The sequence below is a fragment of the Microbispora triticiradicis genome (genome assembly GCF_005864065.1).
In the GTDB taxonomy this organism is placed as follows: Bacteria; Actinomycetota; Actinomycetes; order Streptosporangiales; family Streptosporangiaceae; genus Microbispora; species Microbispora triticiradicis.
In genome coordinates this window covers 84504-103783 of record NZ_VANP01000009.1, presented here as the reverse complement: position 1 = coordinate 103783, position 19280 = coordinate 84504, and the positions used below count along the sequence as shown (strand labels likewise).

Annotated in this window: 16 protein-coding genes; 11 read left to right on the top strand and 5 right to left on the bottom strand. The window is 72.4% G+C overall.

The window, feature by feature from the left end; translation table 11 throughout:
* Nucleotides 1-73: 73 nt before the first annotated feature.
* Complete coding sequence (locus FED44_RS23070) at nt 74-649, top strand: TetR/AcrR family transcriptional regulator (protein ID WP_138462011.1); 576 nt, start codon at nt 74-76, stop codon at nt 647-649.
* 213 nt (nt 650-862) lie between these two features.
* On the top strand, nt 863-1378 hold the full coding sequence (locus FED44_RS23065; protein ID WP_167521566.1) for a GNAT family N-acetyltransferase: 516 nt from the start codon (nt 863-865) through the stop codon (nt 1376-1378).
* A gap of 5 nt (nt 1379-1383) precedes the next feature.
* Here FED44_RS23065 and FED44_RS23060 read toward each other — a convergent pair whose 3' ends face one another.
* Entirely contained in the window at nt 1384-2028 is a 645-nt protein-coding gene (locus tag FED44_RS23060) for a TetR/AcrR family transcriptional regulator (RefSeq protein ID WP_138462009.1), read from the bottom strand.
* Nucleotides 2029-2037: 9 nt separating this feature from the next.
* The gene (locus tag FED44_RS23055; RefSeq protein ID WP_138462008.1) at nt 2038-2958 is read right to left on the bottom strand and encodes an alpha/beta fold hydrolase; all 921 of its coding nucleotides are present in this window, start codon (nt 2956-2958) and stop codon (nt 2038-2040) included.
* A gap of 130 nt (nt 2959-3088) precedes the next feature.
* On the opposite strand from FED44_RS23055, the gene FED44_RS23050 reads away from it, so the two are divergent.
* The 3 genes from FED44_RS23050 to FED44_RS23040 all read left to right on the top strand — a co-directional run bounded on the left by FED44_RS23050 (nt 3089) and on the right by FED44_RS23040 (nt 8355).
* A complete protein-coding gene (locus FED44_RS23050; RefSeq protein WP_138462007.1) occupies nt 3089-4303 on the top strand; it encodes a hypothetical protein in 1215 nt (404 codons plus the stop codon).
* A gap of 189 nt (nt 4304-4492) precedes the next feature.
* Nucleotides 4493-4759, top strand: coding sequence for a DUF6504 family protein (locus tag FED44_RS23045; protein WP_138462006.1), 267 nt, complete (start codon nt 4493-4495; stop codon nt 4757-4759).
* Nucleotides 4760-4773: 14 nt separating this feature from the next.
* Nucleotides 4774-8355 (top strand): DNA polymerase III subunit alpha, encoded by a 3582-nt coding sequence (locus FED44_RS23040; RefSeq protein WP_138462005.1) that lies wholly within the window; start codon nt 4774-4776, stop codon nt 8353-8355.
* 977 nt (nt 8356-9332) lie between these two features.
* On the opposite strand, the gene FED44_RS23035 is transcribed toward FED44_RS23040, so the two are convergent.
* Both FED44_RS23035 and FED44_RS35955 read right to left on the bottom strand, forming a co-directional pair.
* Entirely contained in the window at nt 9333-9950 is a 618-nt protein-coding gene (locus tag FED44_RS23035; protein ID WP_138462004.1) for a DUF4760 domain-containing protein, read from the bottom strand.
* A gap of 34 nt (nt 9951-9984) precedes the next feature.
* Nucleotides 9985-11352: a hypothetical protein gene (locus FED44_RS35955; RefSeq protein WP_167521565.1), complete on the bottom strand. Its 1368-nt coding sequence runs from the start codon at nt 11350-11352 to the stop codon at nt 9985-9987.
* 326 nt (nt 11353-11678) lie between these two features.
* Here FED44_RS35955 and FED44_RS23025 point away from each other — a divergent pair, with 326 nt between their 5' ends.
* Nucleotides 11679-12725 carry an ArsR/SmtB family transcription factor gene (locus FED44_RS23025; RefSeq protein WP_138462003.1) on the top strand — a complete coding sequence of 349 codons (1047 nt, stop codon included), beginning with the start codon at nt 11679-11681 and terminating at the stop codon, nt 12723-12725.
* 45 nt (nt 12726-12770) lie between these two features.
* On the opposite strand, the gene FED44_RS23020 is transcribed toward FED44_RS23025, so the two are convergent.
* Complete coding sequence (locus FED44_RS23020; RefSeq protein WP_138462002.1) at nt 12771-13973, bottom strand: MFS transporter; 1203 nt, start codon at nt 13971-13973, stop codon at nt 12771-12773.
* 58 nt (nt 13974-14031) lie between these two features.
* Between FED44_RS23020 and FED44_RS23015 the strand changes: the two genes are divergently transcribed.
* The 5 genes from FED44_RS23015 (at nt 14032) to FED44_RS22995 (ending at nt 19275) form a co-directional block, all read left to right on the top strand.
* Entirely contained in the window at nt 14032-15003 is a 972-nt protein-coding gene (locus FED44_RS23015; RefSeq protein WP_138462001.1) for an ArsR/SmtB family transcription factor, read from the top strand.
* A gap of 429 nt (nt 15004-15432) precedes the next feature.
* Complete coding sequence (locus tag FED44_RS23010; RefSeq protein WP_138462000.1) at nt 15433-16173, top strand: TauD/TfdA dioxygenase family protein; 741 nt, start codon at nt 15433-15435, stop codon at nt 16171-16173.
* A gap of 26 nt (nt 16174-16199) precedes the next feature.
* Nucleotides 16200-16646: an aspartate 1-decarboxylase gene (gene panD, locus FED44_RS23005; RefSeq protein WP_138461999.1), complete on the top strand. Its 447-nt coding sequence runs from the start codon at nt 16200-16202 to the stop codon at nt 16644-16646.
* Complete coding sequence (locus FED44_RS23000; protein ID WP_138461998.1) at nt 16643-18022, top strand: DUF6002 family protein; 1380 nt, start codon at nt 16643-16645, stop codon at nt 18020-18022. The genes panD and FED44_RS23000 overlap by 4 nt, the downstream gene beginning before the upstream one ends.
* Before the next feature lie 26 nt (nt 18023-18048).
* The gene (locus FED44_RS22995; protein WP_138461997.1) at nt 18049-19275 is read left to right on the top strand and encodes a hypothetical protein; all 1227 of its coding nucleotides are present in this window, start codon (nt 18049-18051) and stop codon (nt 19273-19275) included.
* Nucleotides 19276-19280: the final 5 nt, after the last annotated feature.

Here is a 19280-nt window from a genome sequence, read left to right as displayed (position 1 = left end):
CCGCCAAAAACGGATGACTCATCCGTTTCACTGTAACACAATCCGGATGAGTCATCCGGTTATGCTTGGGGGCATGTCCACCGCCCCGCTCCGCAAGGACGCCGCCCGCAACTGGCAACGCATCGTCGAGGTGGGCCGCCGGCTCGTGGACGAGGGAACGCCGATCCAGCTCAACGACGTGGCGCGGGCCGCCTCGGTCGGGGTGGCCACGGTCTACCGGCACTTCCCCACACCGGAGGCGCTGCTCGAAACCGTCGCCACCCCCGGGCTCGAAGCCCTGGCCGCGCACGCCGAGCGGGCGCTCTCCGGCGGCGACCCCTGGGCGGCGCTGCGCGACTTCCTGTTCGCGGCCGCCGACGCCCAGGTCACCGATGCGTCGATCTCCCCGGTGTTCGCCGCGCCGGTGAACGTCCTCCCGCATGTCGGCGACCTGAAGGAACGGCTCGCCGTACTGTTCGGGAGGCTTCTCGAAAGGGCACACGCGGCCGGCGTGATCGACCCCAGCGTGACCCAGGCCGACATGCTGCCGCTGATGTGCGGGGTGGCCTTCGCGGCGACCGTCCACCCGGCCACCGACACCGAGGACCGCGCGGCGACGGCCCGCCGCTACCTCACCTTCCTCCTCGAAGGTCTCCGCACCCGCGCATGATCCGCCCTGGCCGCGTCGTGATGGCGTTGTTCACCGCACACACCCGGCGCGTTCTGCCCGCCGATGGGATCCTCTTGCACGGGATCACGACTACGGCGACGGACACGGGGGCAACAGATGATCGCGACGCGGCACGGCCGGTCCCCGTGCGGTCGTTCGGAACCGCCGGGCGAAGCGGGATCACGCATCGAGGAAGGGCACAGGTTCACACGCATGAATGCGGTTGTCGTACGTCGTCTCGGCGGTGAGGACTGGCGTACCTGGCGTGATCTCCGGTTGGCGGCACTCGCCGACGCGCCCGGCATCTTCCACGGGGACCTGGCAGAGGAACGGGCCTACGACGAGGCGCGGTGGCGCACGTGGACCGAGGACGGTGTCAAGGTGGCCGCGTTCGACGCCGGCGTGCCGGTCGGTGTCGCCGCGGGACGTACCCCGGCAGAACGGACCGGGGCCGTGGAACTCTTCGGCATGTGGGTGCGTCCCGAGGCCAGAGGCGGCCGGATCGCCGAGCGCCTCGCACTGGAAGTGGTCGCCTGGGCCCGGGAGGCAGGGCGCTCTCAGGTGGAGCTGTGGGTCATCTGCGGCAACGATTCCGCCGAACGGGTGTACCGGCGGCTCGGATTCGAGCGCACGGGCGCGTACGAAGTCCACCCACACGACCCGGGCCTGCGCAAGTACGTCATGACCAGAGGAACCCTGGACTCACCGGTGAGGCCCCTTCCCCGCTGATCCGGTCACGTGGGGGGCGCGGTTCGGACTGTGGGTGGTCGCGGAGCGGCCGCCGGTCCGAAGAGGCGGTCGAGGTGGTAGTCGATGATCGCGGCGGCGGCCTCGTGGCTGCGCTGCCGGCTGAGGACGCTGGAGGTCAGGCCGTTGGCGAGCGCCAGAAGGGCGGCGACCTCGGTGCGCGGGTCGCGGTCGGGGCTGATCTCCCCGGCCTGCTGCGCGGTGGTGAGCCGGGTGGTGAGGAAGTCTTCCAGCGCGTTGGGGAGCGTGAGCCCGGCCGCGGCGAGCGCCGGGTCGGTGAGGGCGGCGGTGTAGTAGGCGGTCCAGGCCAGGGAGTCCAGCCGGCTCTGCTCGTCGGAGGGAAGGATCGCGCCGAGGACGGCGGCGAAGAGACCTCGAGTGGACAGCTCGCCCGTGGCGACGGCGGCTCGCTGCCGGACCCGGCGGTCCATGCGGGCGCCCAGTTCGGTGAGGCCGGAGTCGAGCAGGGCCTGCTTGTTCGTGAAGTAGTACTGGACGACGCGTAGTGAGACCCCGGCCTCGGCGGCGATCTCACGCATCGACACGGCCTGCAGGCCGCGGGTGCCGGCGATGCGTAGCAGCGCCTCGGTCAACCGGCGCCGCCGCTCGTCATGGTCCACCTGTTTCGGCATGCCGGTTTCCTATCCGCGGTCCGTGCTGTGCTTCGGTGGTGAGCTCTCGGCCCGGGCTCGGCCGGGGAAGGTGAGGATCCGCTCGACGACCAGGTCCGGAGCCTCGACGGGCAGCGCGTGTCCGGCGCCGGGCACGATCTCCACGCGCCAGGACGGCACGATGCCGGTCAGCCGCGCGGCCACCGCCTCCGCGTCGAGCAGCGCGCTGCGGGCGCCCAGCAGCACCTGCACGGGTACGGACACCTCGCGTATCTGCTCGTCGGTGTAGGCGGGCGGGACGGGCATACGCCGGCGGAAGGACCAGCCGGCCCGCATCAGCTCCACCAGCCCATCCTCGCGCAGCACCCCGTTGTCGACCACGCCGGCCATGCGGTGCCGCAACGTACGAGGAAGCGTGGAGGCGACGGCTCCGGCAAGGGCCCACCGGATGAACCGCCTGGGCAACGGCGCGAAGCCGCCCGGGTCCACCAGCGTCAGCGCGGCCACCCGGCCGCCCCCGCCACGCTGCTGTTCCATCGCGGTCCAGCCGCCGTACGAGGACCCCACCACATGCGCGCGCTCGGCACCGGTCGCGGCCAGGACGTCGGTGAACCAGCCGCCGACCTCGGCTCCGGTCGTGAGCGGCCGCGTCTGGACCGAGCGGCCGGGCTCGCCGAGCGGATCGACGGCGAGGACCGGGCGCGTGCGCGCCAGCGGCTCCATGTAGCGGTACCAGGCCAGCGCGTTTCCCCCGGCGCCGGCCAGGAGGACTACGGGATCTCCCGTGGTGGGCCCGGCCCGGAGGATCCGCACACGGCCGGCGCGGGTCTCGACGTCGGCGGCGTCCACCGGCGCCGGCCACAACTCGCCGAGCACTCGGTCATAGGCGGCGTGGTACCTGTCGCGCGCGGAGTCGCCGGTGAAAGCCGACGGCCGGTCAGGTGTACGCATGGCGTGCCCCGTCCCCTCTGAATGGATACAGTCGTATCCTAACGCGAATCCACCGGCGGACTGCGGGACTCGGCAGAACCGGATGCCGGATGGGGGCGTCCTATGGGGTGTGCGGACGCGGATGAGGTGCGTGACGGCGGCGCTGGCCGCGATGGTGCTGGCGGCGTGCGGGTCGACCCTGCCGCGTGATCTCGAGACCTGGAACGAGGCCGACGCCCGGGGCGACACGCCCGCCGAGCGCCCGTCGCCCCCCTGCCTGACCGGCTCGCCGACGCCTCGGCCCGGCCCTGGCGAAGACGGCGGGCGGGCCGGAGAGTGGCGGGGCGCGTACTACGACTACCGCGACCGCCTCATGGGCCTGGCCGTCACCCGGGAGAAGACCGTGTGGGCGGCCGGCACCCGGGTGCCCCACGCCTGCGGGCCCGAGACGAGTGCGCCGCTGCTGCTGCGCGGAGACGGCGGAGGGTGGCGGGAGGTCGCGGCTCCGCCGGTGACCGAGCCGCGTGCCGTGGCCGCCGCCTCCGACCGCGACGTGTGGCTGTTCGGGGAGATGACCGCCGCGCGCTGGGACGGGCGGAGGTGGACCACGGCGCCCGGCCCGGGTGGGAGACCGGATCGGGTGCACGCGGCGGCTCCCGGCGACGTGTGGGCGGTCGTGAACGCCAACTTCCTGGACGGAGCCGGGGGAGCCGAGGGGCCCTGGGGCTCCCGAGCCGATCTGCGGCGCTGGGACGGCAGGGCCTGGCGCACGGCACGGCCGCCGCTGGTCGCGAAAGACGTGGACGGCATGCCCGGCGGTGAGGTCTGGGTGGCCGGTTCGAGCCGCGGCCGGGCCGCCGTCGCCCGGTGGAACGGCTGGTCCTGGAGCACGGTCCCGCTCCCCGCGGTTCCCGCGCTGCACCGGAACCAGCTCTCCGAGCTCGTGGACCTCGCGGTGGACGAGTCGGGCCGGGTGGCGGCCGTCGGCTGGGTCGCGTGGGTCTGCGGCACCGAGGAGGAGGACGTGACCTTCTGCGGCCGCACGCTGCTTCTCCGGCGGGAGAACGGACGGTGGGGCTACAGCCTGGTCCCCGAGCCCGAGCTCGACCCCCACCTGCGGCTGGAGGCCGACGGCCGGGGCGGGTTCTGGCTGTTCTACGCGAAGAACGAGTGGAACACGGCGGTCGGTCACCTGTCGGGCGGCGAGTGGACGCACGGGACGTTTCCGGCAGGTCCACTCGGGCACACCGGGGTGGGGTCCGTCGTCAGGGAGCCGGGGACGGCGCGCGTCTGGGCGGTGGCGGCGGACGGGACCGAGCGTGAGGAGCCGCCGTACCGGGGGAGCGGGATCTGGGTGGCCGGATGACCGGCCGGTGACCGCTGCTCGGGCGTGAGGCGCGGGTGTGGCGAACACCTCCCGGAACGGACGGCCGAAGGCGCCGCGCCGACTTGCGTTCGGCCCTCTGTGAACGTATGTTCGAAGTAGCGGCGATTCTGCCCGAATCATCCGCCCGTCTTCCCCCGGGTGGCCACGAAGCCACAGGGAGAAGGAGTCTTGAGCAGACTTTACGGCGATCCGATCGAGGTGTGGGTGCGGGACGGGCAGCCTGTGCAGTTCGTCTGGCGTGACCGGCTCTACACCGTCCGCGAAATCCAGGATCACTGGGTGGTCGCCCGTGAATGGTGGAAGACCTCGGACGCCGATCCCGGGGAGCGGCGCTTCTGGCGGGTGGGGGCGGCGGCCGGCAGGGAGGTGGGGACCTATGAGCTGCGCTTCGACACCGCGAGCGACGGCTGGCTCCTCCTGAGGGCCTGGGACTGATGGGCCTGGGATCGATGGGAACGCTCCAGGGGCGGCCCTTCGCTCACCTGCACGTGGCGTCGGCCTTCTCGCTGAGGTACGGCACCGCGTTCCCGGACGCCCTCGTCCGGCGGGCCGCCGAGCAGGGCATGGACACGCTGGCGCTGACCGACCGAGACGGCCTCTACGGCGCGATCAAGCACGTCAGGGCGTGTCACGAGCGGGGCGTCCGCCCGATCGCCGGAGTGGACCTCGCTCTCGGCGCGGGCCCGTCGGCGGCGGGCGGCTCCGCCCCACTCGCCGCCGAAGGCCCGTTCGCGGCCGGAGGGCCGTTCCCGGGTGAAGGGCTGTTCCCGGCGCCGGGCCGGCGGGCCGTACGGAGGACACCGGGCGAGCCGGCGCGGGTCGTCGTGCTCGCGCGCACCGACGGCTGGGCCTCGCTGTGCCGTCTCGTCACCGCCGCGCACGGGGCGGGGGAGCGCGGCGAGCCGTACGTCACGCCGGGGATGATCGCCGAGCACGCGACCGGCCCGGACGGCGGGCCGCGCCTGACCGTGCTGCTCGGGCCCCGCTCCGGCTTCGGCCGCGCGGTGGCCGAACGGCGCGACGACCAGGCCCGTTCCCTGCTGACCGCCTGGCGCGCGGTGCTCCCCGATCTGGTCGTCGAGGTCTCCGACCTGTACGGCTACCGCGACGCGAACGTCGCCGCCCGCATGATCGGGCTGGCCGACTCGATGGGCGTGCCGGTCGTGCTGACCAACGCGGTCCGCTATCTGGACGCCGCCGATCACCAGGTCGGCAACGTGCTCGACGCGGCGCGCAAGCTCGTGCCCCTCGACGGGCGGCACATCGACGACCCCACGGCCCACGCGTACCTGAAGGACGGCGCGGAGATGGCGCGGGTGGCCGCGCGGATCTGCGGCGGCGACCCCGGCCGGGCCGGGCGGCTGCTGGCCGAGACACGCCGGGTGGCCGAGCGGTGCGTGCTCGACCCCGTCGAGATCGTGCCCATGCTCGAACCCGAACGGCCCCGGCTGCACCTGCCGGAGGTCGGCGAGGACCCGGTCCCCCTGCTGCGCCGCCGGTGCGAGGAGGGGCTGGCCCGGCGGGGCCTGGACCGCTCGGCGGAGGCCCGCGACCGCCTGGCGGCCGAGCTGGGGATCATCGAGCGGAAGCGGCTGTCGGGATACTTCACCGCGGTCGTCGGCATCACCGACATGATCCGGGCGATGGGCGTGCGGTGCGCGATCCGCGGTTCGGGGGCCGGCAGCCTGGTCAACTACCTGATCGGCGTCGGCGAGGTGAACCCGCTCGAACACGGCCTGCTGATGGAGCGCTTCCTGTCCGAGGGCCGTCCGGGCCTGCCCGACATCGACCTCGACGTGGAGTCCGCCCGCCGCCTCGACTGCTACCGGGCGATCCTCGGCCGGTACGGCGAGGACCGGGTGGCCTGCGTGTCGATGATGGAGACCTACCGCGCCCGCAGCGCGATCAGGGACGTCGGGGCGGCCATGGGCCTGCCGCCGCACGAGATCGACGTCATCGCCAAGGCGTTCCCGCAGGTGCGGGCCAGGCAGATCAGGGCCGCGCTGTCCGACCTGCCCGAGTTGCGGGACAGCGGGCTGAACGACCGGTCGCTCCAGGCCGTGTTCCGGCTGGCCGAGCGGCTCGACGGGCTGCCCCGGCACATCGCGCTGCACCCCTGCGGCGTGCTGATCGGCAACTCCACGCTGCGTGACCGCACCCCGGTCGAGCGCAGCCTGCTGGAGTTCCCCATGTCGCAGTTCGACAAGGACGACGTCGAGGACGCGGGCCTGCTCAAGCTCGACGTGCTCGGCGTGCGCATGCAGTCGGCGCTCGCCTACGCCCTCCAGGAGGTCGAGCGGGTGGAGGGCCGGCGGATCGACCTGGAGGCCGTTCCCCGCGACGACCGCGACACCTACGACATGATCCGCCTCAGCCGTACGATCGGGTGCTTCCAGATCGAGTCGCCGGGGCAGCGCGAGCTGGTCGCCAAGCTGGAGCCGCGCACCATGCACGACCTGATCGTGGACATCTCGCTGTTCCGCCCGGGACCGGTCAACTCCGACATGGTCACGCCGTACCTGGAGACCCGGCACGGTTTCAGGGAGGCGCGTTATCCGCACGAGTCGCTGCGCGAGGCGCTCCGGGAGACCAACGGGGTGGTCGTCTTCCACGAGCAGGTCATGAAGGTCATCGACGTCATGACCGGGGCGGGGCTGGCCGAGGCGGACCGGGCCCGCCGCGCCCTCGGGACGCCGGAGGGCCGCGAGGCCGTGCGGGCGTGGTTCGTGCCGCTCGCCCGGGAGAGGGGGTACGCCCCCGACGTCGTCGAGCGGGCGTGGAGGGTGCTCGACGCGTTCGGCGGGTTCGGGTTCTGCAAGGCGCACGCGGCGGCGTTCGCGCTGCCCACCTACCAGTCGGCCTGGCTCAAGCGGCACCACACCGCCGCGTTCCTCGCGGGCGTGCTCACCCACGACCCCGGCATGTACCCGAGCCGGGTGATCCTCGACGAGGCCCGCCAGTGCGGCGTGGACGTCCTGCCCCTCGACGTCAATCACTCCGGGAAGACCTGGCTGGTCGAGCGTACGGGTCCGGCGGAGGACGGGCCCGGGGGGTTCGGCCGCGGGTACGGCCTGCGGGTGCCGTTCTCGGCGGTACGGGGGGTGAGCGAGGCCGAGGTGGACCGCATGGTCGCCGGCCGGCCGTACACCTCGCTCGCGGACTTCTGGGAGCGGGCCCGGCCCTCACGGCCGGTCGCCGAGCGGATCGTGGAGGTCGGCGGGTTCGACGCGCTGCACGGCCTGCGGCCGGGGGAGCCGCGCTGGCGCCCCGGACGGCTGACCAGGCGCGACCTGATCGCCCAGGTCGGCGCGCTCGACCGCGGCGCCGCCGGCGCGGCGGGGCAGCTGCCGATGGGGTTCACCGAGCGGGTCGCGCCCGGCGAGCTGCCGGAGATGACCGAGGCCGAGGCCGTCGAGGCCGAGCTGGCGATCCTCGGCATGGACGTCAGCCACCACGTCATGGACTTCTACCACGACCTGCTCGACGCGCTCGGCGTGACGAGGTCCGCCGACCTGCTGCGGCAGCGCAACGGCGCGGAGATCCTGGTCGCGGGGGTCAAGGTCGCCACCCAGACGCCCGCGGTGCGCTCGGGGCAGCGGGTCATCTTCACCACCCTGGACGACTCCACCGGCCCGATCGACCTGACCTTCTTCGAGTCGGTGCAGGCGCACACGGCCGCGACGGTGTTCGGTTCGTGGCTGCTGGCCGCCCGGGGAGTGGTGCGGCGCACCGGGATCAGGGCCGTCTCGCTGCGCGCCGTGCACTGCTGGAACCTCACCGACCTCGACCACGTGTGGCGCACCCGGGGGCTCGACGCCGTACGCGCCGTGCTCGGCGAGGTGCCCGTGCCGGGCGCCGGAGTGGGCGGGCGGCCCATCGAGTACGGCAACGGCTTCCGGGTGTCGCCCTACTCCGACAACGGGGCCCCGCCCGCCGCGCGGGAGGGACGGCTCCCCGGCCATCCGGGAGAGCCCCAGCGGCGGCTCTGGCACGCCAGCTCCGGCAGTTCGGGGCCCCCGCCCGGCCGCTGACGGGCCGTCCCGTCACCTGCTGCGGCGCGCCGCGCGCCGGCGCCCTCCATCGCGCCCTCCATGGCGCCGTCCGCCGCGATGCGCACCGGGCCGCTCGGCGTGCCGGTCGTTCCGCCGAGCGCTTCGAAGAGCGCTCCGGTCTGCTTGAGGCGGATCAGCGGGCGGGCGGCGCCCCGCCTGTCGCGCCCGCGGTCGGCCACGCCCGCGTGCCGGTCGGTGACCTCGCGGACGGCGGCGCCGCAGAGGATCGCCGCGACGGTCACCGCGGCGACCTGCGGCAGGCCGAGGCCGGTCAGCCCGTCCCGCGCCGGGCCGGCGAACACCAGGCCGAGCGCGGCCAGCCAGCTCAGCCACCAGCAGGCGAGCGTCGCCCGCCACCGGACGCGGCCGGGCCCGTCGCCCGGAGCGCCGGGCGCCCCGGTCTCCGGAGCCGTGCCGTAGGCGGGATCGCGGTCGTCCCCGTCGGCGCGCCGCGTTCGTCCCGGACCCCTGCGTCCGGGCGCCGGCGTCTCACGCCACGCCCGGTCGGCCAGGATCGGCGGCATCACCAGGTTGATCCCGGGCACGAGGCAGGCCACCGCGAGCACCGCGGGCGGGGTGGCCGGCCGTACGAGACGCAGCCAGGCCAGGTAGGCGAACGCGGCCGCCACGGTGGCGGTCATCAGCACCAGGACGAGCACGGCGAACGCCGTCGCCGCGCCGCTGACGGCCCGTGCGGCGGGGGAGGCGGGGTCACCGCCGAAGGCCGCGATCTGGGCGGCCAGCCGCCTGCCCCTGGCCTGCTCGAACACCGCCAGCGCGGCCAGCGAGACGACCTGGGCGGCGAGGCCCGCGTACACGCCGGCGGCCGCCCGGCTCACCGGTGACGACGTGGACCGCATCTGGTTCTCCCCTCGGCGCCGCAGTGACCTTCCTCACTCTTATCCCGTCCGCGACGCCGCTAATCAGGCCTTGGCTCGCTCGCCGATAAGGGAGGGTTACGTCGTTTGCGGCTCCGGGGGCGGAACATCCCTGGCCGGGGTCGGCGGGAGCGTTCTGAGGCGGAGACCGTAGGCCTTCTCCAGCGACGTGTGCCGCCGGACCCGCCACACGAAATCCTCGAAAACACTGGCATAGCGATCGCTCGACTCCCGGATCTCCCGTTCCCTCCTGATGAACGGCTCCAGCGCGTCCCACGCCCTGCTCGCCCGATAGCCGAGAAGCGGGACGACCAGCCCCTCGTCCGCCACCTTCCGCGCGATGAAGGCGCCGCATCCGCTGTAGAAACCGATGACCTTGGTGACGGCGAGAAACGCCTCCTCGGGCAGCAGCATGCAGCCCGTTTCCGGATCGTGCTCGTCCCGCAGTCGCTGGACGACGTACCGCTCGGCGAGCTGGAACTCCGATGACCGGAATTCTTGGAACAGTTCGACCAGAACGGGGAGCTGGTTCGTGTGGTGCATTATCCGTATCTGCCGCAGCGCCGTCGCGACGGACACGGCGAGCGCGAGCAGAGAGACCGCCAAAGTGGCGGCGCCGAGCAGATCCATCCATTCCCTCGCAGCATCGATCCGCCTGTTTTCCGGGAAAACGACCGAGTTCGGGGAATCGTTCACGAGGAGAATCGGGCGGTCCTCGCGATTTCGGGCCTCAGGCCGCGGCCACCACGACGTTCTCGCAGGAACCGTAGACGGATCGAGTGAAGACGCCCTCGTTTCCCTCGGTCAAGAACCGGGCCCAGAGCCCGCCGGGACGGTCGCCGAAAAGGAAGGGGCCGAGGACGGGGTAGGTCTCGACGACGCCGGCGTCGTTGTCGCTCCAGCTCAGGTCGACCTCGCAGGCGACGGGCTCGACGTACTCCTGCGCGACGCTGTCGCCGAGCCGTACGGCCTCGTCCAGGGCGCGCCGCCAGGTCGCGGCGGTGCATCCCCGGCCCACGAGGACGGCCTCGCCCTTCATGCCGATGCCGCGCTTCAGCACCATCGCCCGCTGGCCGGCCTCCAGGTGCTTGACCATGTCCACCTGCTCGCCACGCCAGTCGACGGCTCGGTCGGCCACGATCCGGGTCCACGGCACGTAGCGCTCGACGAAGGCGCGTTCGGCCGCGCTCATCCAGGGCTGCCCCTCGGAGAGGAGGCCGAGCGCCTTCTTGTTGTCGAGCAGCCCGCACGTCTGCGTGGGCAGCAGCAGGCAGCCGGCGTCCAGAGCCTGGCGCACCGGCTCGATGTCGATGCCGAGTTCCCGCCACTCCGGCACCGTGAAGCAGCGGACACCGATCGGGAACGCCAGGCGGTCGCCGTCCATCAGTCCGTGCGGCAGGTCCTCGGGGGTGAACAACTCGGCGGAGATCCCCCGGTGGTGCAGGCGTTCGAGTTCGAGGTGGAAGTACTTGACCGCGATCCGGCTCGGCAGATCCCGCATGCTGGTCACCCAGGCGGCCCTCGGCTCCACGCCGAGACGGTCGCAGGCGTCGGCGACGAAGTCCGCCCGGGCGTGCACGGGGTCGGAACTGCGGAAGGGCGCCGTGCCGTAGCGGTGGTAGGCGGCCCGCCACGCCCTCAGCCAGGAATGGGTCTCGATGACGCCGCCGGGGGTGCCGCAGGGGTTGAACTCGATGAACCGCGGCCCGTCGGCGCCGATGATGACGTCCGGCCTCGCCATGGCGGCGGCGAACTCCTCTTCGACGAACGGGTCGCCGACCACGAGGGGATAGTCCGCGGCGCTCGTGCCGAGCCCGTCGAGCCTGCCCCGCAGCGTCGGCGCGAGCCCGAGAACGGTGCGGCGCAGGAGGTCGAGCAGCACGCGGCCGGCGCGGAAGACCTCGGCGTAGGAACTGCGCGGGATGACGATGGGCGAGAGGGGCAGCACCGAGGTCGGCATGAGGTGCGTGTCCGCCATGTAGTAGCGGACCAGGTCGCGGATCTGCCGGGGTCGCAGGCCGCGCGGGCGGATCGCCTGCCGGTCGCCGAACCAGTCGTGCGGCCGCGTCCGCTCCGCCGATCCGTTCATGGTGTTCACGAGCCGCCCACCGGTCCTCCCTGTGACGCGAGGGCATGGCCGAACGCCCCCTGGCAAACCGAACGCGAACCCGCATTCCGCGACTCGGAAACGAACGGGGCGAACACCTGTGGTTCCGGGTTCGCCATGCCGACGCTAGGAGCGCCGCGGCCGCCTGGCAATGAGATTCGGCGGTGGGGAAAAGTCCCTGATGATCGGCCCGCCTCTGCCGCTATTCGCTTACAGGCGAATCTTCGGACTTGTTATGAGGGGATTGGCCGGGCGATTTCCGGGAAACGGCTCTGGGTATCCGCGAGGCTCCGGCGTCGCGCGAGAGTGGAGGAGAGTTGGGCGGCATCACCCTCAGCGAGACCGATCTTTCCCGGATAAGTGTGGCGTCCATGCCGTCGCTGGCGCTCGAAGTGTCGCTCAGCCTCCAGATCCTCGACAGGCGTTCCGCCGGCTCGTACGCGAGATGGCGGTCGCGGACCCGCGCCCGGCTGAGGCTCGGCCACGGCGGCGGCAGGGCCGTCGGACACGGGACGACGGAACACGGCGCGTTCGGACACGGCGCGCTGAGGATCGTACGGCGCGTGATCGGCGGCGCGGGCACCCTGGCCGACCAGGTGCGCGTGGTCTCGTGGGCGGTCGGAAAGCACGATCCCCTCACGCACCGCGCCGAGGCCGGCGCGGACGCCGGTGCCGAGGCCGGCGCCGGGGCCTCCGGCCACGGCACCCGCCGGCCGACGGCACCGCCTGAGCCCGTTCCCGCACAACCCGTGGTGTCCGCGCTGCTCTGGTACTGCGAGACGGTGATCGCGCCGTACTGGAACCGCTTCAGGGCGGCCGTCGAGTCGGAGCGGGCCGTCCACGCGCGGGCGCTGCTCAGCGGCGGCCCGGACGAACTGCTGCGGTCCCTGGGACACGGCCTCGCGTGGAGACGGCCGAGGCTGTGGGTCGAGGGTGACGGGGAGGCCGGTCCGCGGCTCCGGGACGGCGGCGGCCTCGTCGTGGTCCCGTCCGTCTTCTGCGAGCGCAGCGAGATCCTGTTGCCGGACGCCGACCGGCCCCTCCTGGTGCATCCCATGGGGACGTCCGCACGTGATCTGGCGCTGGGCCTGCACAGCGGCCCGGGCGAGGGCGTGAACGGCCGGCGGGCCCTCGGGAACCTTCTCGGCGGCACCCGCGCGGCGATCCTCGCCGAACTCCGCAGTCCGTACACGACCACGGAGGTCGCCCGCCGCCACGACCTGGCGCCCGGCACGGTCAGCAGGCACCTGTCGGTCCTCCGCGACGCCGGCCTGGTGGGCAGCAGCCGCCGGGCCAACGAGGTGCTGTACGTCGCCACGCCGCTGGGCCGCGCCCTCGTCGACTCCGTGTCGGGCGCCGGGTGAGGCTCCCCGATGCGCGCGTCCCGCAGCGTGAACCCGGCGGACCACTCAGACCGCCGGGTCGAGATCCGGTACGGCGCCGCCCCGGGCGGCGCGCCAGCGTGGCCCGACGTGCGCGATCAGGGCGAGCGTCAGCACCAGGGAACCGGCGCCGGCCAGGGCCATGGCGGTGCCCGTGCTCGTGAGCTCGGCCGCCGTCCCCGTCAGGGACGCGGCGACGGCCTGCATCGTCATCATGCCGCTCATGGCCAGGCCGAGGCCCTGCCCGCACAGCCGCTCGGGCATGGCCACCACGAGCCGTTCCTGAACGCCGAGCGTGGAGCCGAACCCGAACGACGCCACGGCGACCGCGACCAGGGCGCCCGGCCCGGGAGGGATCACGAGGAACGCCAGATAGGGCACCGCGAGCAGAAGGGACAGGGGCAGGATCAGCCGGCCTCTGAGCTCCGGCGTGAGACGCCCGACGACGACGTCGCCGAGGAGCATGCCGGCCCCCGCCGCCACGAACAGCGCGCCGGCCATGTCCCCGGCGTACGGCACGTAGAGCGCCTCGGCGCCGACGACGAGACCGTTGGGCAGCCAGTGCGCCAGGAGCAGGCCGCGGGTGCGCCGGTCCGCGAAGAGCGTCCGGTTGCCCGCCCACGTGGCTCGCACGGCGTCTCCGGCGGGGCCGCGCGAGGGCCTCGGCCGCAGCCCGCACCAGCTCACCGCGGCGGCGCCCAGCGCGGCGAGGGCCGCGACCCAGAGAGCTCCCGAGACACCGACAGAGGTGACCAGGATGCCGCCGGCGGCGAATCCGAGTATCTGCATCACGCCGACGACGATGTTCAGCAGCGCCCGGCCCGGCACGTACTGCTCCCGGCCGAGGATGTCGGTGAGGAGGGCCTGCCGGACGGCGACGGCGACGGCGTCGCCGGAGCCGAGGAGCAGGATCGTCAGCAGCACGGCCCAGACCGGGAGCACGCCGAACGCCAGGCCGCACAGCGTCACCGCCCTGACGGCCTCCCAGACCGTGAGGGCGAGGCGAGGCGGAAGCCGGTCGGCCAGGGACATCACCGTCAGGGCGACGATCGCCTGCGGCAACAACCCGGCCAGGAACGCGACCGCCGACAGGAGAGGCGAGCGGGTCGCCGCGAAGACGAGCGACGCCAGAGCCAGCTGCTGCATGGTCTTGCCGGCGATCGTCAGGCTGTGCCCGCAGAAAAGCGCCCGGAATTCGGGCACCTTCAGCACGTCACCGTAACTCACCACGTCGACATCATGCGGCAGGCCTGATTATGCGGGCCATCTTTACGCCTGGAGGCGAAACATGGTCGTGCTCCGCGTCTCGGCGGACGATCTGGTGGGAATTCGATTCGCGCTGTCGCCGATCGGCGAGACCATAGCGGCGCTGCAGATTCTCGCCGGCCGCAGGCGCCCGGTGGAACTGCGTCCCTGGCGCGAATACGGCCGCGCCGTCTACGCCGGTCTCTGCCGCCGCGACCCCACCGTCGCCGCCCTCGCCGAGCTCGTCGCGACCACCTCCTGGCTGCCCGACTTCATCTGCGCGCCGCCGCCGGACCTGCGTACGACCGTCACCCGGGAACTGACCCGCATCGCCGAGACCCCCGACGCGCGGGCCCGGCACGACCTGGACGTGAGCAGTGGCGGCCGCCCGCTGGGCGAGGGCCTCGCCGGCGCGGGAGTCGCGGAGCGCGTCGCCGACAGCCTGCTCTCCGTCTGGAGCGAACTGGTCGAGCCGATGTGGCCCCGTCTCCAGGCGATCGCCGAGCAGGACGTGCTCTACCGTACGGGCCTGCTGACGGCGCACGGCTGGTCGGGAGCCCTGTCCGGGATGAACCTCGGGGTCCGCTGGCTCACCAGCGACCGCATCGAGATCGCCGGCATCAGCGGACCCGACCGTGCGCTCGACGGCGCGGGCCTGACGCTGGTGCCCTGCACGCTCGGCGGACGATGGCTGGCCACGGCTCCTCCGGAGGCCTGTGCGCTGATCTACCCGGCGCGCGGCGCCGGTCGGCTCTGGGGCGGCGGCCGGGCCGCGACGGACGGCGCCGACCGCCTGATCGGCCAGACGCGGGCCGCCCTCCTCCGCGCTCTCGACCAGCCGTCCACGACCACGTTGCTCTCCCGCAGGCTCGGCCTCAGCACGGGCGGGGTGGGTGATCACCTGGCGGTCCTGTACGACGCCGGCGCGGTGACGAAAACCCGCGACGGCCGGAGCGTCCTGTATCGGAGGACGCCCCTGGGAGACGCTCTCGTCGAGCCCGGAGCCGCGGAATAGGAAATCACCCGGACCGGCCTGGGCGGCCATTTTCCGGGGGTTTTCGTAGCAGCGGAGAACCACCTGGACGTCCCTTTTCCGAGGGGAAAAGAGAAGCGCGATTCAGGTGGCGCGTGCTGTCTGCCCGGCCCTGCCTCCGGCAAACAGACTACTTTGGGTGACGTCCTCCATCGGGGTCCGGGCGCCGATACGCAGGCATTGTCACCTATGGTCGGCCCGATTAACCCGGCCGGTTCGTCACTATAAGTGAATTGTTGCGAGCGCTTGACAATGCTGAAAGTCCATTTGTTATGGTGGAAAACGTTCGATGATCCACGGAAGTCGATCCCGGTGGATCTTCTATTACGGCATCTCGCCGGCTCGATCTCCGCACCCTCGAATTGTGTGGTTCGAATCATGCCGTCATGTCCGGCAAAAACAGGAGGAGTAATGTCGCATTCTCCGATCAGCATCCTTTCGCAGGTCGACTTCAACGGGCAGCCGCTGGCCGAGGAACTGCTGATGAGAACGTTCCGCCAGCTCATGGACGAGCACGGATACGTCCTCATGTGCAACGTCCCCGACCGGTTCGACCCCGTGCGGTTCTGCCGCGCGCAGGGGACGTTCGTGCCGAACTACACCGGAGCAGTGGTCGGGGACGTCCGGCCGGAGCCAGGCATGGACGACGTCTACCACGCCGGCAACACGCGGCCCCTCACCCCGCACACCGAGGGCTACGACTTCGCGATCGCGCCGCCGCGCTACATCGCCCTGTGGTGCGTGACGCCGGCCGGCGGTCCGGGCGGGGAGACCACGCTCGCGGACACGCGTCCCTGGGTCGACGCGCTGTCGGAGGAGGAGCGCAAGATGCTCGAAGCCACCGACTACGACTGGAAGACCACCGAAGGGGTGCAGCGCCTCGGCCTGGACCTCAAGACGCGTCACCCGATCCTCGAGGACACCGAGGACGGACTGATCGTCCGATTCAGCTGCAACAACCTCCTGCGGGACGACCACGACCCGGTCGTCGAGATCCAGGAGCGCTGGAAGGCCGCGTTCGACGACGACCACGTGGCGATCCACTACCACAGGAACGACATGCTCGTGTGGGACAACTGGCGTCTCCTGCACGCGCGCAACGCCTTCAGCGACCGCAGCCGCCACCTGCGCCGAATCCAGATCGCCGCCTGATCCCCCACTCGACGAAGGGCCCCCACGTGTACCGGACCATGCTGCACAGCAAAATCCACCGCGCCACCGTGACTCAGGCCGACCTGCACTATGTCGGCTCCCTGACGCTCGACCGGGACCTGCTCGACGCCGCCGATCTCCTGCCGGGCGAGAAGGTGGACATCGTCGACATCGACAACGGCAACCGCCTGAGCACCTACGTCATAGAAGGCGAGCGGGGCAGCGGGATCATCGGGATCAACGGCGCGGCGGCCAGGCTCATCTCGCCGGGCGACCTGGTGATCATCATCGCCTACAAGACCGTGGGCGAGGAGGCCGCGCGTCTCCTGCAGCCGAGGATCGTGTTCGTCGACCGGGACAACAGGCCTGTCGACGTCGGCCCCGACCCGGCCCGGGTGCCCGCGACGGCCGCGGCGGCCGGAATGTCCCGGCTCGTCCGGGGCGACCTGCTCGCGAAGGGATCCCCCCGATGACCGTCACCGCCACCGCCCCGGTCGCGTCCGCGAGCGCGTCCGCCGCGACCCGTCCCGCCCTGGTCCGGTACTACGACGAACTGTCGCGGATCCTCGCGCACGCCGAGACCCGCGCGCGGTCCGGGGCGCCGGACGGAGGCGCGTTCACCCCCGGCTGGAGCCTTCCCCCGCTCACGCCCGAACTCGAGGCGTTCTTCGCGCCCAGCCTGATCACCGCGCACGAGCTGGAGCCGTACAGGGACACCCGGCTGACTCTGCTGAACCTGATGCACAACCCCCGGACGCGTACGACCAAGACCTTCGCGTCCCTGATGATCGTCGCCCGGGCGGTCGCGCACATCCGGCGCACCGGCGAAGCAGTCATGATCATCACTCCGTCCAGCGCGAACAAGGCCACCGCGCTCCGGGACGCGGTCCAGCGGGCGCACGAGACCGGGCTGGCCGGCGAGGACGAACTCGGCATCGTCTGCGTCGTGCCCTCGGCGTCCCGCCACAAGCTGTGGCGTTCCGCCCTCGTCGAGGATCCTCGCTCGCGCCGCCGCAATCCCCTCGCCGTCCTCGACTCCGGCGAGGCGGGACAGGTCAAGACGTTGGCGCGCGCGGTCGCCGACGAGGAGGCGCACGCCGTCTTCGACCGTCACGGCGTACGGCTCTGGCACTCGCTCGACCTGGCCAACTACGCGGTCGCGGACGCCGCCCGCGCTCTGTTCGAACGCGACCGCCTGCCGGCCGCGGCCCGGGTGCACGCGCACTCCGTGTCGAGCGCTTTCGGCCTGCTGGGCCACTTCTACGGCCAGCAGTGGCACACCGGCCGGGAGTGGCCCGGAACCGGCGCGCGATACTTCCTCGTCCAGCACCTGGGCACGCCCGACATGGTCGCCAGCCTCTACCACGGGACGTTCGGCTACCGGCCCGAGTGGACGTCACACGACGGGCTGCTCACGCAGCACGCCGACCCGCACTTCCCGCGCGTCGCCTACGCCTCCGACGAGGACCTCGACCCCACGTTCTACACCCGTACGCCGGTCACCTCGCCCCGCATGAACGAGATCATCAAGACCCAGGGCGGGGGCGGGATCGTCGTGTCGCTGGCCGAGTGCCTCGACCGCTACCCGTCGATCCGGCGCCTGCTGGAACCCGCGGGCGTCGACCTGCCGGCCGACCCGCGCCAGGTCCGCGAATGGTCGCTGGTCATGGCGGTCACCGGCGTCCTGAACGCGGCCGACCGCGGGCTGCTGGACCTGCAGGACGTCCTCGTCCACGGCTCGGGCTCCTACCACACCGGCGACTACCGGCCGCCCGAGGCCCACCACCTGTCCTCGATCGGCTCCCTCGGCGACCTGCGGGACATCGTCCACGCGGCGGCCGCCCGGTAACGGCCCGGTCCTCCCAGGAGACACCCATGCCCGTCCACATCACCGATGCCGCACCCGCCTCCGTACCCCCGGAGCCCACCGCGCGCCCGTCCGGGGCGCCGGGCCTGACGCCCGCGCTCGCCCGGCTCGCCTACACGTGGAACAACACGCCCCGGCCGGTGTGGCGGGCCGCCCGCCGCCTGACCGACACCCTGACCTCCTCCGTGCCGGTCGTCCTCTCCCACGCCGAAGGCGACGGCCCCGGCATCGCCTATGCCGGCCTGCCCATCGGGCAGACGAACATCCTGCAACTCATGGAGCACCAGCGCGCCCAGCTGGGCTGGAAGACGGCGGGCCGGGACACCGGTTCGACCGGCTGGCGGGACATCGCGGCGGGCCGCTGGCCGGACGCCGACCTGGTCGTCATCGGCGCGGAGGAACAGCGGATGAGCACGCTGCCCTCGCTCGGCGGTCTGACGGCGCCCTTCCGCATCCACCTCGTGGTCGACATCCCGGACGGCGAGGAGGAACTCCAGCAGCGGATATCCCGGCGTGAACGGTGGCAGTTCCGCCGCAACCAGCGGGAGCACGACTGGAGGCTGGAGGAGGACTCCTCACCCGGGGCGCTCGACTTCTTCTACCACCGGATGCATGTGCCGACCATGGGCCACCGGCACGGCGACCGCAGCCGTACGGAGCGGCTCGCCGTCGCCCGGCACGCGATCCTCCCGCGCGGCACGCTCTTCTTCGTCGCCGACCGCGCGGGGACGCGCGTCGCCGGCGTCCTGTGCCAGTGGTCCGCGGACCGGCGGACCCTGACCACCCGCCTCCTCGGCGTCCTGGACGGCCGGGACGAGCACTACCGGAGCGGCGCCTTCAAGGCCGTCTATCACCTGCTCCTGCTGTGGGCCTGCGCCCATGGTGTGCCGCGGGTCGACTTCTTCGGCACCGAGGCCTTCGTCAGCAAGGGCATCTTCCAGTGGAAACGCAAGTTCGCGCCCCGCCTGGAACTGCCGCCGAACCACTTCTCCACGAAACGGATGCGGATCTACGTACGCCGCGACACCCCCGCGGTCAGGGACTTCCTCGTCGCCAACCCGTTGCTGCGGATCGACGACCGGCAGACCCTCACCCCGGTGTACTTCACCGACGCGCGGCGGCCACCGAGGCTGGATGTCAGCGCGCGGTGCCCGGGAGTCCCGGAACCCGAGATCGTCGACCTGGACGCGTTCCTGGGGTCCTGCCCGACGCCGCCGGGAAGCACGGCACCATGACCGGC

Excerpts from the sequence above, each read along its gene's own strand:
- FED44_RS23000 (WP_138461998.1), top strand. The coding sequence starts at position 16,643 with ATGACCGTCACCGCCACCGCCCCGGTCGCGTCCGCGAGCGCGTCCGCC.
- FED44_RS23065 (WP_167521566.1), top strand. The coding sequence starts at position 863 with ATGAATGCGGTTGTCGTACGTCGTCTCGGCGGTGAGGACTGGCGTACC.
- FED44_RS23070 (WP_138462011.1), top strand. The coding sequence starts at position 74 with ATGTCCACCGCCCCGCTCCGCAAGGACGCCGCCCGCAACTGGCAACGC.
- FED44_RS23040 (WP_138462005.1), top strand. The coding sequence starts at position 4,774 with ATGGGAACGCTCCAGGGGCGGCCCTTCGCTCACCTGCACGTGGCGTCG.
- FED44_RS23015 (WP_138462001.1), top strand. The coding sequence starts at position 14,032 with ATGGTCGTGCTCCGCGTCTCGGCGGACGATCTGGTGGGAATTCGATTC.
- FED44_RS22995 (WP_138461997.1), top strand. The coding sequence starts at position 18,049 with ATGCCCGTCCACATCACCGATGCCGCACCCGCCTCCGTACCCCCGGAG.
- FED44_RS23010 (WP_138462000.1), top strand. The coding sequence starts at position 15,433 with ATGTCGCATTCTCCGATCAGCATCCTTTCGCAGGTCGACTTCAACGGG.
- FED44_RS23055 (WP_138462008.1), bottom strand. The coding sequence starts at position 2,958 with ATGCGTACACCTGACCGGCCGTCGGCTTTCACCGGCGACTCCGCGCGC.
- FED44_RS23060 (WP_138462009.1), bottom strand. The coding sequence starts at position 2,028 with ATGCCGAAACAGGTGGACCATGACGAGCGGCGGCGCCGGTTGACCGAG.